This is a genomic window from Mycolicibacterium sp. CBM1, from assembly GCF_054073305.1.
Genome location: NZ_JBSXPP010000015.1, coordinates 80,643 through 94,170, shown reverse-complemented (window position 1 = coordinate 94,170; position 13,528 = coordinate 80,643). Strand labels below are relative to the sequence as shown.

The following is a 13,528-nucleotide window of genomic DNA, read 5'->3' as shown; positions in this document are numbered from 1 at the left end:
ATGGCGTCCCAAAGTTTGCTGGCAAAACCTTACTAGTCGGTAAGTTTTGGATTTTCCTCAGTCCCACTGACCGAATTGCGGCTTCAAGATGTTGTTCACGTCCACCCCGACGCCGGCCACCTGGCGCGAGTCGATCTCGACCTGGTGCAGGTGCGCGGCCGGGTGGGTGTAGCCCGCCGGCGAGCCCCAGTTGTGCTGCCAGAACCAGGAGCCGATGCCGTCCTGGAGCGCCCAGTCGATGGTTTTGGAATTGCCGTAGACGCCGACGCGCTGGTGTCCGATCACCGACTCCCACGCCCGCAGGTAGGGCGCGACGAGCTGTTTGTACTGGTCCAGGGTCGGGTTGTCGTCGATGGAGACATAGATCGGCGCGCCGACCGGGCCGCCGGCAGCGGTATGCAGCTCCCACCCCCGCTTGGCGTGAGTGATGCCGCCCTGCTCGCCGCCGAGCCAGTCCGCGGTGTCCTGCTTGCCGAACTGATAGTTCGACACGATCTTCAGGCCGGCCTGGTAGAGATCCCGGGCCTCGGGCAGCCGGATCGGCTTTCCGAGCATCCAGTCCCCGCCCGGCCGACGGTCGGAAACATACCGGATCGCGCCGAGTGCACCGGAGGCCTTCAAGTCGCTGGCGCTGATGACTCCGGCGGCATAGTCGAGCAGAACGCCCAGCGACTCGGCGGACGCCGGCGGCGGGGCAAGCGCCGACACCAAGGCCCCCAGCCCCAGCGCGGCGGGGGTTGCGGCAGCCAACTTCAGCACGTCGCGGCGCGACACGGACACGCGGCTCAGCATATGACAACGACCTCATCAACCCCAGAAACGCCAACGGCCACATCCGCATCACATCTCAGCCAGCCGCATTCGAAGGAGAAATCCGGAGATTCGGACCGCCGCGACCGGCGAAGTCGATCATGAGGCTGCGCTGTGACAACGCAATCCGTACTATCCACCCATGCCGCCACCCTCTTCCCGGCCGCCGCAGATCGAATTGCGCGGAGCGCGGAAGGTGTTCGGCGACGTCACTGCGGTCGAGGCGGCGAACCTGTCGGTCGCCGACGGAGAACTGTTCGCCATCCTCGGCCCGTCCGGATCCGGGAAGACCACCGTCCTGCGGATGATCGCCGGCTTCGAGCAGCCGACTGCGGGCACGGTTCACCTCGGCGGCGTCGACGTCACCGCGCTGCCTCCTGCCAAGCGCGACACCAACACCGTCTTCCAGGACTACGCGCTGTTCCCGCACATGACGGTGGCCCAGAACGTCGAGTACGGGCTCAAGGTCAAAGGCGTGCCCAAGCCCGAACGCCGCGAGCGCACGATGGCGGCGCTGGACATGGTGCGCCTGTCCGGGCATGCCGCCCGCCGGCCCAACCAGCTCTCCGGCGGCCAGCAGCAGCGGGTCGCCCTGGCCCGCGCCCTGGTCGGTCGGCCCAAGGTGCTGTTGCTCGACGAACCTCTCGGCGCGCTGGACCTCAAGCTACGCGAACAGATGCAGGTGGAGCTCAAGGCCATCCAGCGTGAAGTCGGCATCACGTTCGTGATCGTCACCCACGACCAGGACGAGGCGCTGACGTTGTGCGACCGTCTCGCGGTGTTCAACAACGGCCGCATCGAACAGGTCGGCGCGGCACGCGAGGTCTACGAGAACCCGGCCAACCGCTTCGTCGCCGACTTCGTCGGCACCTCCAATGTGGTCGACGGCGAGACCGCCGAAGCACTCGTCGGCCGGACCGGCACCGCGGCCATTCGGCCCGAACGCATCGCCGTGCTGGCGCCGGGCGAACCGGTCCCAGCGGGAATGCGCAGCGTCACAGCCGAAGTCGCCGAAGTGGTGTATGCGGGGCCGGTCACCCGGGTGGCCGCCGACGCCGCCGGAGTGCGGCTGACCGCCACTCTGCTCTCGGCCGAGGCCTCCACCGACATCGCCCACGGCGCAACCGTCGTGCTGGCCTGGCCAGACGGCGCCGTCAGATCCCTGTCCGCATGACAATCCTGTCCGCACGACAACGAGGAGCTCGCCATGAGAACCACCACCCGCCGACTCGGTGTCGCGCTGGCCGCGTGCGCCGCACTGGTCGCCGCCTGTTCGAGCTCGACCAACTCCGGAGGCGGCACCGCCACCGCGCCGCCGAAGATGGAACCGCTGTCGGCGTTGGGCCAGAACGAAGGCCAGCTCAACCTGATCGCATGGCCCGGTTACGCCGAGGACGGCTCCAATGACCCCAAGGTCGACTGGGTGCACCCCTTCGAGCAGAAGACCGGCTGCAAGGTCAACGTCAAGGTCGGCAACACTTCCGACGAGATGGTGCAGCTCATGCGCACCGGACAGTACGACGGTGTGTCGGCCTCCGGCGACGCCACCCTGCGCCTGATCTACGCCGGCGATGTCGCGCCGGTCAACACCACGCTGGTGCCGAACTACGACACCATCTCCGCATTCCTCAAGGACAAGGCCTGGAACTCCGTCGACGGCCAGATGTACGGCATCCCGCACGGCTGGGGGGCCAACCTGTTGATGTACAACACCGACGTGGTCAAGGGCGCACCGGACACCTGGGGCGCGGTGTTCCCCGGCGCTGCCGAGTACAAGGGCAAAGTCACCGCCTACGACTCCCCCATCTACATCGCCGACGCGGCGCTCTACCTGTCCAAGACGAAACCCGAACTGGGCATCAAGAATCCGTACGCGCTGACCGAGGACCAACTCAACGCCGCCGTCGACCTGCTCAAGGAGCAGCACGCCAACATCGGCGAGTACTGGTCGGATTACACCAAGGCAGTGCAGGCGTTCGAGTCCGGCACCTCGGTGATCGGCACCACCTGGCAGGTGATCGCCAACATGATCACGTCGGACAACAAGGTGAAAATCGCCACTGTGCTGCCCAAGGAGGGCTCCACCGGGTGGTCGGACACCTGGATGGTGTCGTCGAAGGCCAAGAACCCCAATTGCATGTACCAGTGGATGGACTGGATCACCTCGCCTCAGGTCAACGCCCAAGTCGCCGAGTACTTCGGTGAGGCACCGGCGCAGACCAAGGCCTGCGAGTTCACCAGCGACAAGACCTTCTGCGACACCTACCACGCCACCGACGCCGCCTACGCGGAGAAGATCAGCTACTGGACCACACCGCAGAAGCAGTGCGTGGACGGCAGTGGTGACAACTGCACGGCCTACAGCGAGTGGGTCGACAAATGGCAGCAGATCAAGGGCTGACTTAACCGATGAGCCAGCGGATCCGCCTGGCCCTTCTGCTCGTACCGCCGTTGGCCTGGCTAGTGGTGGCCTATCTGGGATCGCTGGGCGTACTGCTACTTTCAGCGTTCTGGAGCACCGACACGTTCACCGGTGCGGTGGTCCGGTCCTACACCGGTGACAACATCGTGCGGGCCGCCACCGATGCGGTGTTCCGCACGGCCACCCTGCGCACCGTCGGAATCGCGCTGAGCGTCACCGTGATCTGCATCGTTCTGGCCGTTCCGCTCGGGCTGTACATGGCCAAGGTCGCCTCGCCGCGGGTGCGACTGGGTCTGGTCGTGGCGGTCACCACACCGCTGTGGGCGAGTTATCTGGTCAAGGCCTACGCCTGGCGGATGCTGCTCTCGCCCTCCGGTCCGCTGCAGTGGGTGGCGGGCCACACGCCGGGCTACGGCTTGATCGCCACCGTGCTCACCCTGTCGTACCTGTGGTTGCCCTACATGGTGATACCGGTGTTCGCCGCGTTCGAGCGGGTGCCCAACCCGTTGATCGACGCCAGCGCCGACCTGGGCGCCTCGGATCTGACCACTTTGCGAACGATCGTGGCGCCGTTGGTGTTTCCGGGTATCGCCGCCGGGTCCATCTTCACGTTCTCACTGTCGATGGGCGACTACATCGCGGTGACGATCGTCGGTGGCAAGACGCAGATGCTGGGCAACATCATCTACGGACAGCTGGTGACCGCCAACAACCAACCGCTGGCCGCGGCGCTGTCGCTGATTCCGTTGGCCGCGATCGTGCTCTACCTGTTGGCGATGCGACGCACCGGGGCATTGGAGAACGTCTGATGCTGTCGAACGGGATGCGGCGCCTGGTCCGCGGATGGACCGCACTGGTGCTGGTGTTTCTCTACGCCCCGCTGCTCCTAGTCGTCCTCAACTCCTTCAACGCATCGAAGACCTTTGCCTTCCCACCCACCGGTTTCACCTTGGCGTGGTGGGGCGATGCCTGGGCCAGCTCGGGAATGTGGCATTCACTGGGCAACTCGGTGGTGGTGGGACTGTGTGCGACGGCGATAGCCCTGGTGCTCGGCAGCCTGGCCGCGTTCGCCGTGCAGCGCTACCAGTTCTTCGGACGGCAGACGATCAGTTTCCTGGTGGTGCTGCCGATCACCCTTCCGGGCATCGTCACCGGTATCGCGTTGAACGCGACGTTCACCTCGGCACTGGGCGTGACGCTGGGCTTGGCGACAGTGATCGTCGGCCACGCCACGTTCTGCGTCGTGATCGTCTTCAACAACACCCAGGCTCGGCTGCGCCGGCTGGGCACCGGACTCGAAGACGCCTCGGCCGACCTCGGCGCGTCCAGCTGGCAGACCTTCCGCTACGTGACGTTCCCGATGATGCGCGGTGCACTGGTCGCCGGCGCGATCCTGGCATTCGCGCTGAGCTTCGACGAGATCGTCGTCACGACATTCACCGCCGGGCCGGCGGTGCAGACCCTGCCGATCTGGATCTTCGGCAACCTGTTCCGGCCCAACCAGGCGCCGGTGATCAACGTCGTCGCCGCCGCGCTGACGGTGCTCGCGGTGATCCCGGTCTGGCTGGCGCAGCGCTTCGGCGGTGATCCCGCGACCACCCGGGTGTAGCGAGCCCACATCACAGCGCTCATGGGTGCGGGTCGAAGTCGACGCAGAAAATTGACTGATCATCGGCCACCAACCGGCGCTGGCACTACCATTCATCTCATCGCAAAAGCCCCATACCCGATCTCAAATGGGTTCCGCGGGTGAGGGGGAAGTCGGTGAATCGACGGCTCGGCGCCGCTGGGACAACGATGTCAGCCCCACCCGAGCGCAACCCGCCGCTGACCAGACTGCGATGGAACACCTTCGGGTTCTCGACCCGACTAATAGTCCGAATACTGCTGATCGCAGTCCTCGCTATTGGCGCTGTCAGCCTGGCGTATTGGCTCACCATCGGTAGCCTGCGGTCATTGCCGGCTCCCCTGATTCCTGAATATCTGGGTGCCGCCGGCTCGTACGCACTCCTAAGTCTGGCGATCGCAGCGCTCTACCTCGGCAGAACCATCAGACGATCCCGCCTTCTGATTGCCGGTGGACTCGCTGCACTGTCAGTGGCATGCATGACCGTGTGGCTGGGCCCCTTTGAGGCGCTCGCCAGCCAGAGTGCACTCCAGCTGGGTCGCGGGTCGGCACCCGTTATCAGTCAGCTCGCCGCCCTCACCGCAACTCTGCTGTGCTGGGCCCTGCTGCTGAGCATGGCCCAGGAAGGACGCCCCCCGGTCCGCATCACCGCTGAACTGTTGACGTTGGCAGCGGCAGTCATCGGCATGAGTGCCATCGTCGTCTACGCCTACGGCGACGACCTTTCGGCACCTTTCGAGCTCCTACGCAAGGTTCGGGTCCCGGCGGCGCTGAGCATCACGCTACTGGCCACCGCCATCCTCACCGCGGAGAGTCAGTGGACGACCCACCGGCTGGTGCGGCGTCTGGGATGGGGCGCGGGCGCCTTCTTCGCCGTGCTGCTGAGTCTGCTCGCCTTGACCGGAGTGACTTGGCAAATCATCGACAACAGTGCGAAAAGCCAACTTAACGAACGATTTCAGTTCGATGCCCAGGCAATGCAACGGCTTGTCGAGTCGAATCTGAGCACCGACATCAAAGCGCTGAAGAGCGGAGCAAGCCTGTTCGCCGCATCCACCGACATCACTCGCACCGACTGGACCGCCTATGTCGACGGCTTGAATCTCGCCAACGACTACCCCGGAGTTCTGGGATACGGGTATTCCGAGGTGATCCCCCGAAACGAGCTCGCAGCGAGGGAGGAAGCGATCCGGGCCGAGGGCCTGCCCGAGTTCAGAGTATTTCCCGTGGAGCCGATCCGCGATGTCTACACCAGCATCGTGTTCCTCGAACCTCTCGATGAACGAAACCGTCGGGCAGTCGGATTCGACATGTTCTCCGAACCCGTCCGCCGCGCGGCCATGACACGGGCGCGCGACAGCGGGGAGCCGGCGATGTCGAGCCGGGTGATCCTGCTTCAGGAAAACGAAGAACAAAAGCAGAACGGCTTTCTTATCTACGAGCCCGTATACCGCAAAGGAAGCTCACCAAGCACCATAGCCGAGCGAATCGCGATGCTCCGGGGCTACGTGTACAGCCCATTTCGGGTAGACGACTTCGTCAACGCCGCCCTAAGCGACCAACACGCGAACATCCGGCTGGAAATATTCGATCAAGACCCCGGCAATCCCGGACAGTTCGAGCCAGCCAACCGGCTCTACGGCGAACCACCGGTGGAGAACGGCGACCCCCACCTGACCGCGGTCCGCACGCTGACCGCCGGCGGTCGGACCTGGCTCCTCCGTTTCACCGCATCCCCTGGTTACGCGTCATTCCAGGACCTCGCACGAACCCGGATCGTGCTCTACAGCGGGCTGTTGGTCAGCGTCGCGCTCGCCTTCGCGACCTACCTGCTCGCGTCATCCCGACAACGCGCGGTCTCGATCGCCGAACTCCTCACCAAGGATCTCGCCAACGAACGCGACATGGCACGCCTGGAGCAGCAGAAGGACGAGATGCTCTTGAACGGGATCGTCGAAGCGATGATCGTGTTGAATCGCGACGGTCTCATCGAACGCGTTAACGCGGCGACTGCGACGATCCTCCGGGCCGACGAAGAGGAACTAGTCGGCAGGCATTACAGCGACGTGTTGAGAGCCTACGACAGGGACGGCAACCCCTACCCGCCGCAACAGCGGCCCATCGCCCTGGCACTGGAGAATCGCGCGCGCACCGCCAACGCCGTGATCCACTACAAGCGCGACGACGGCAGCGTGTTTCCGGCACTGCTCAGCGTCGCTCCCCTGATCCACAACAACGAGCTGTTCGGGGCTATCGAGATTTTCCGGGACATCTCCGAAGAGGAGCGGCTCGATCGGGCGAAGGACGAGTTTCTCTCGGTTGCCTCGCACCAACTGCGCACGCCGATCACGGCGCAGAGCTGGCTACTCGACATCCTGACGGACCCGGAAACGGTGGGGGAACTCACCGATCAGCAATACGGCATCGCCCAGAAGCTGATTAAGAGCAACGAGCGTCTGGCCGATCTCGTCACCGCACTTCTCAATGCGTCCCGAGTCGAATCAGGACGGCTGACCGTCGCGCCGGTACCGACCGACCTCGTCGAGCTCACCCACAGTGTCCTCGACGAGGCAGCCGTCGAACTGCAGCCCCGCGGTCAGCGGATATCCGTTGACGCCGCCGAACTTCCGCTGGTGGATCTCGACCCGGTTCTGGTCAGACAGGTCATTTTGAACCTCGTCACCAACGCCAGCAAGTACTCTCCCGACGACACCACGATCGAGATATCGATCGATGTCTGCGGCGACGACATCGTGTACCGGATCAAGGACCACGGTTATGGCATTCCCATATCACAACATGGCCAGGTGTTCTCAAAGTTCTACCGCGGTGCGAACATTCTCAAAATGCAAACCGACGGTAACGGTCTGGGCTTGCACCTGGTGAAATCGATCATCGAATTGTGCGGCGGGACCATCAGCTTCGAGTCCACCGAGAGCCGGGGGACGACCTTCACATTCACCCTGCCGCTGAGCGGAGCCCCAGCGCACGACGGCGAAGTCAGATTCGAAGAATCGCCGTCGTTGTCGTAGAGGAAAGCCCGAAACCAACCTTAGCCAGTCCGAAGACAACCCAGAACGGAGGGTCACGTGCCCAACACCATCGTCATATTCGAGGACGACGCGTTCCTGCTCGACGCCTACCAGCTCAAGCTCTCCAGCAACAAGGAGTGGAACGCCGTCACCTTCTCCGACGGCGAATCCGCTGTCGCCAGAATAAAAGACGCCCGACCGGACGTGGTCGTGCTTGACCTGTTGATGCCCAAGAGGTCGGGCATCGAGATACTCCGCGAGATGCGGGCAGACCCGCAGACCAGGGACATTCCGGTGATCGTGGCCTCCAACCTTGGTCAGCGGGACATCGTGAACGAGGCCCTCACCCTCGGAGCGAAGGACTATTTCATCAAGAGCGAGACCAAGATCAGCGACATCCTGGCTGCCGCTAAGAAATATCTGTGATGCTCAATCCGTGCTTTGTCTTCTCCCACCGGTAGGGACTTGTGATGACCTGGAACAGGGATCGGTAGGCGGCGATGCCGATCAGCAACCAGTAGATGGGCATCAGCGGGGCCAACGCGATTGCAGACCACTGCCGTTTGGCGACCGCAGAGATCAAGTAACTGACGAAGAACAAGCCATTACCGATGAGCAGGTTGAGGAGCCCGACCAGTGCCATCCAGGCGGACAGCCCGAGCCCTACACCTGGCAGGCCGAACAGGGCCGGGACGTACCACAACGCGAATATCAGCCACAGCAACGGATTAATCAGCGGTAGAAGGAAATTGGATAGGAAGACCGCGGATGAACTGACGAATCCGTAGAGTCCGAGACGCCTGATCATGCTGATGGGGCTGCGCATGTGTACCAGCGAAGTGATGAGAAACCCCTTCTGCCAGCGAGTCCGCTGCGTAATCCAATTCCACAGCTGACTGTTGGCTTCCTCGAGTGTGTAGGAATCCAGCATGGCGGTTCGATAGCCGAGCCGGCTCAGACGCCAGCCGAGGTCGGCATCTTCGGTCACGTTATAGGCGTCCCATCCACCGACTCTGCGCAGCGCCTCGGTCACGAAGTGGTTACTCGTCCCACCGAGCGGAATGGGTATGTTCCACGCCCGCAGGCCAGGAAGCATGAAGTCGTACCAGAACCCGTACTCCAGCGCGAAAAAACGGGTCAACAAATTCTCGCCCGGGTTGTAGAAATTCAATTTCGCTTGCAGGCACAGCGTGTTCAGTGGTTCGTCGACCATACGAAGGAACGCCATCTTCAGCTGCTTGGGGTCCGGCCGATCCTCGGCGTCGTAGATGACCGTCATGGTGCCGCGCGCGAACTCGAGGGCATAATTGCACGCACGCGGTTTGGTCGCTATCTGACCATTCGGGACCTTGACGAGATGAAAGATCGTGTGGGCGGCATCCGCAATGTTACGGCCATCGATGCCTTCATTCTCATAGGCTTCGATCGTCGCACGGTCGGAGACTTCGACAATCAGCTTGATGTCCAGCTTGTCGGGCGGGTAGTCGATGTTGCGGAGCGCCCGGATCAGGCTTGGCACAATTCTTGCCTCGTCGTAGCCGGGGACAAGCACGGTGTAGGTCGGGTACAACACGTCCGGCAGTTCGGCGAGCAACTCGTCTGCCGCGCTCGGCCCCTCTGTCCACAACGCCCGTAGACAGACGGCAAACCGGAATGGCATGAAGACGAAATACAAGACATTGATGATGACGAAGAATGCCAGGACCCAGAAGTCCGGACGCCACACGACCAGCCCGACAACCAGCGTCACCGTCAGTAGCAATACCGCCTTCGACCGACTATTGATGATCCCGCGGCTCGAGAATTCTGGCGCAGCGAAACTCAAACTGGTCTCGGCCTTGGCACGGGTCGTGGTGTAAACGCTCAAGGATATCGCTTCACGGATTACCGACAGGGAGGCCATGACGATTCGGAATCGGGCGTCCTCGTCGAGGTGCGACCGGCAGATCGCGATGATCTCGCCCCGGACGAACGGATCTGCGCAGGCGACCACGAATTCGCCGTCCTGTCGGAAAACGAAGAACGACAGCTTGGTGAGGATCGATGGGCCGATGAGATTGGCAACCGAGGCTGAATCGTCCATCATCACCGGAATATCGCTGATGTACTGATATCCGAGGGCGGAAGCGACATCGCAATAGTAAGTCTCGGGTTCACGAACGAGATCATGGGCCGCGAGCCACAGCACGGGTTGTCGAGAAGTCCAAAAAGGCGAACTATCGGACAGAGCATCGTTGAAGAACCTCGCCAACCGATCGCGGTCCGGCGTGTCGATACTCACACTGGCAAATCGTAATACCGGCTCCTCAATTCGGAGCGAACGCGGCGGCTATCGGGAGCGGCACTCAGGATGCCTCGCACGCCGACAAGAGCGCGGTCAAGTGTTCGTCCAACGTCGCCTGCATCTGGCTCAGCGGAGCACGCTCGGTAAGGTCCCGCGTCCCGCCGGCGCTCCGTCGCGCGGACGGCGACGGTCCTCGCGAGCAAAGGAAGCAAAGGAGAGGCATCCGCTCGAGTTGGGACCGTCACGCATGTGTCGTCCACCTTCGCTGTTCAGCTGGCCTTGCCAAGGACAAGGACATGGGACTTAGGCAGCCGGTCGCCCCTCGCGTGGCGGGAAACGATTTGCACCGGCGGGAGATGATTGATGACGACGTAGCCGAGAGAGACGAGAGGCGAGGGTCAGTGCGGGCCTGGATTGTGTGGTCGACCGGGTTACTGGCCTACGTCGTGGCCGTCCTGGACCGGACCACCTTGGGCGTATCCGGGCTCGACGCCGCCGAGCGGTTCTCGGCGAGCCCAGGCGTGCTGTCCACCTTCGTGGTGCTGCAGGTAATCGTCTACGCCGGCGCCCAGATCCCCGGTGGGATCCTGCTGGACCGGTACGGATCCAAGGCGATGATCCTGACCGGCGGCACCCTGATGGTCATCGGACAGCTCACCCTGGCCTTCACCGAATCGCTGCCCACCGCGATCGCCGCCCGCGCGGTCGTCGGACTCGGTGACGCGTTCACCTTCATCTCGGTGCTGCGGCTCGTCCCACACTGGTTCAAGCCGCGCCAGATTCCATTGGTCGCCCAGTTGACCGGAATCTCCGGCCAGCTGGGCCAGGTGCTGTCCGCGGTGCCGTTCCTGTCCCTGCTTGCCGGTTCGGGGTGGACCACCGCCTACACGGCAGTCGCGGCATTCGGTGTGCTGTCGGTGGTGCTCACCGCGTTGCTGGTGAAGAACACCCCCGACGGGGTCACGGTGTACGACCCGGTCACCAGCGTGCGCGCCACGCTGGCCAGTGTGCGCACGGTCTGGCTGCGCCCCGGCACCCGGCTGGGCTTCTTCACCCACATGGGCACCCAGTTCTCGGTGACCGTGTTCGCGCTCATGTGGGGTGTGCCGTACTTGATGGTGGCGCAGAACCTCTCCCGCAGAACCGCGGGAACCCTGCTCATCGTCTCGGTGGTCTCCGCGATCGTCGCCGGGGTGGTCATCGGCCTCCTCACCGGCCGGCACCCGCACCGGCGGTCCCACCTCGTGCTGGGCATCATCGCCAGCAACGCCCTGATCTGGACCGTCGTGCTCGCGCTGCCGGGACCGGCCCCGCACTGGCTGCTGGTGATGTTGATCGTGGTGATCTCGGTCGGCGGGCCGGGGTCCATGGTGGGCTTCGACTTCGCCCGCACCTTCAACCCGACGTCCACGCTGGGCACCGCGCAGGGCGCGGTGAACATGGGCGGCTTCCTGGCCTCGCTGCTGGTGATGCAGGCCATGGGCATGATCATCGGGGCCCACGGCGGGTACTCGTTCGACTCGTTCCGGCTCGCCTGGTGCGTGCAGTACGCGGTGTGGGCCCTGGCTGTGGTCGGCATCCTGGTGACCCGCAAGAAAGCACGCCGCACCATCGGCGACATCGAGGAGAGCAGGTATCTGCTCGAGTTCTTCACCGACACCGAACTTGACGCCGCCGCCCCGCGCCGCGGCCGCTGATCAGCGGTTGCGCGCGATGGTCGACCAGCCGGTAACGCCCCCGGCACGTCCGTCGATGTCCCAGTCAGCCCCGAGCTGCCGTGCAACCCGACTCCACGACAGCTCGGGCTTTTGCTCTTCGTGGGGTCCCGGCCGGCCCCGCCGCAGGCCCACCAACCGGTGACTTCCGACCCTGCCACTGTGCTGCCGCCAGTCGCAGACTGGACGGCGACGGGGATACCGAGAGGCGGGACATGGCTCCGAAGGTCCAGCACCTGACGACATTGGACGCGGGCTTCCTGCAACTCGAGGACACCGACCACCACGTCAGCCTCGCCATCGGCGGCGTCGCGGTGCTGGCCGGTCCCGCACCGGAATTCGACGTCCTGCGCGACACCATCGGGGCGCGCTGCCTGACCAACCCGCGGGCCACCCAGGTGTTGCGCACCCATCCGCTGGACCTGGTCGCCCCCGAATGGGTCGACGACCCGACCTTTGATCTCGCCCACCACGTGCGACGCACCGCGCTGCCGCATCCCGGCGACGACACCGCACTGTTCGCCGAGGTCGCCTCCATCATGGAGCGCCGGCTGGATCGCGAGCGTCCGCTGTGGGAATGCTGGGTGATCGAGGGCCTGGCACAGGACCGGTGGGCGCTGCTGGTCAAGGTCCACCACGCACTGGCCGACGGTATCGCGGCCAGCAACCTGCTCACCGGCCTGTGCGACGAGGCCGACGTCACCAGCTTCGCCAGCTCGATAGGGGCCGCCCAGCGCCCCAAACGGCGCACCACACCGCCGATGCCCAGCCTCAATCCCCTTGACTGGGTAGGCGACTCGGTGCGATTCGGCCTGGCGGCCGGCAAGGTTGCGCTGCGGGCAGCCGGCGGCGCCGCCGAGATCACCGCCAGCATGCTGCGCCCGGCGGCCCGGTCATCCTTCAACGGCCCCATCGGCGGTCTGCGCCGGTACAGCTCGGCCGCAGTGAAGATGCACGACGTCGAGGAGATCGCGCACGCTTTCGGCACCACCATCAACGACGTCGCACTGGCCGCGGTCGCCGACAGCTACCGGGCGGCGCTGCTGCGCCGCGGTCAGCAGCCCCGCCCGGACTCGCTGCGCACCCTGGTCCCGGTCTCGGTGCGGGCCACCGATGCCATGGACGTCTCGGACAATCGGGTGTCGCTGATGCTGCCACTGCTGCCCGTCGACACCGCCGATCCGCTGCAGCGGCTGCGCGCGGTGCACGACCGGCTGACCGTCGCCAAGTCCAGCGGCCAGCGCCAGGCCGGCAGCGTGGTGGTGTGGGCGACCAATCTGATCCCGTTCCCGGTGACCGCGTGGACGGTACGGCTGTTGTCGCGACTGCCACAGCGGTCGGTGGTCACTGTGGTGACCAACGTGCCCGGCCCGCGCCAGCCCCTGACCCTGATGGGGCACAAGGTCATTCGCCTGCTGCCGATACCCCCGATCGCGGCGGACTTCCGCACCGGGATCGCGATCTTCAGCTACGCCGACGAGCTGGCCTTCGGGCTGCTGGCCGACTTCGACACCGCCGCCGACGCCGACGAACTCGCCACCGGCATCGCACGCGGGGTGCAGCGGCTGCACAAGCTGGCCACCTCCGCCCGGCACTCCCGGCGCAGGGGCGATCTGATGCTGCTGTCGAACGGCTGAC

The 13,528-nt window shown here is 64.5% G+C and carries 10 protein-coding genes; 8 read left to right on the top strand and 2 right to left on the bottom strand.

Features of this window, described 5'->3' with window-relative positions:
• Window positions 1-57 precede the first annotated feature (57 nt).
• Window positions 58-780 (bottom strand): glycoside hydrolase domain-containing protein, encoded by a 723-nt coding sequence (locus tag ACXDF8_RS19435; protein ID WP_457224917.1) that lies wholly within the window; start codon window positions 778-780, stop codon window positions 58-60.
• Window positions 781-952: 172 nt separating this feature from the next.
• On the opposite strand from ACXDF8_RS19435, the gene ACXDF8_RS19430 reads away from it, so the two are divergent.
• The 6 genes from ACXDF8_RS19430 (at window position 953) to ACXDF8_RS19405 (ending at window position 8,317) form a co-directional block, all read left to right on the top strand.
• Window positions 953-1,984: an ABC transporter ATP-binding protein gene (locus ACXDF8_RS19430; protein ID WP_457224916.1), complete on the top strand. Its 1,032-nt coding sequence runs from the start codon at window positions 953-955 to the stop codon at window positions 1,982-1,984.
• 33 nt (window positions 1,985-2,017) lie between these two features.
• Window positions 2,018-3,211, top strand: coding sequence for an ABC transporter substrate-binding protein (locus ACXDF8_RS19425; RefSeq protein WP_457224915.1), 1,194 nt, complete (start codon window positions 2,018-2,020; stop codon window positions 3,209-3,211).
• Between the two features lie 8 nt (window positions 3,212-3,219).
• Window positions 3,220-4,041 carry an ABC transporter permease gene (locus ACXDF8_RS19420; protein ID WP_457224914.1) on the top strand — a complete coding sequence of 274 codons (822 nt, stop codon included), beginning with the start codon at window positions 3,220-3,222 and terminating at the stop codon, window positions 4,039-4,041.
• Window positions 4,041-4,841, top strand: a complete 801-nt coding sequence (locus ACXDF8_RS19415; protein WP_457224913.1) for an ABC transporter permease — start codon at window positions 4,041-4,043, stop codon at window positions 4,839-4,841. The genes ACXDF8_RS19420 and ACXDF8_RS19415 overlap by 1 nt, the downstream gene beginning before the upstream one ends.
• A gap of 497 nt (window positions 4,842-5,338) precedes the next feature.
• Complete coding sequence (locus ACXDF8_RS19410; RefSeq protein WP_457224912.1) at window positions 5,339-7,891, top strand: CHASE domain-containing protein; 2,553 nt, start codon at window positions 5,339-5,341, stop codon at window positions 7,889-7,891.
• Between the two features lie 57 nt (window positions 7,892-7,948).
• Window positions 7,949-8,317, top strand: coding sequence for a response regulator (locus ACXDF8_RS19405; RefSeq protein WP_457224911.1), 369 nt, complete (start codon window positions 7,949-7,951; stop codon window positions 8,315-8,317).
• Here the strand turns inward: ACXDF8_RS19405 and ACXDF8_RS19400 are convergent.
• Entirely contained in the window at window positions 8,301-10,172 is a 1,872-nt protein-coding gene (locus tag ACXDF8_RS19400; protein WP_457224910.1) for a glycosyltransferase, read from the bottom strand. The genes ACXDF8_RS19405 and ACXDF8_RS19400 overlap by 17 nt on opposite strands.
• Before the next feature lie 404 nt (window positions 10,173-10,576).
• Between ACXDF8_RS19400 and ACXDF8_RS19395 the strand changes: the two genes are divergently transcribed.
• Window positions 10,577-11,872 (top strand): MFS transporter, encoded by a 1,296-nt coding sequence (locus ACXDF8_RS19395; protein WP_457224909.1) that lies wholly within the window; start codon window positions 10,577-10,579, stop codon window positions 11,870-11,872.
• Between the two features lie 233 nt (window positions 11,873-12,105).
• Entirely contained in the window at window positions 12,106-13,527 is a 1,422-nt protein-coding gene (locus ACXDF8_RS19390) for a WS/DGAT/MGAT family O-acyltransferase (RefSeq protein ID WP_457224908.1), read from the top strand.
• Window position 13,528 lies beyond the last annotated feature (1 nt).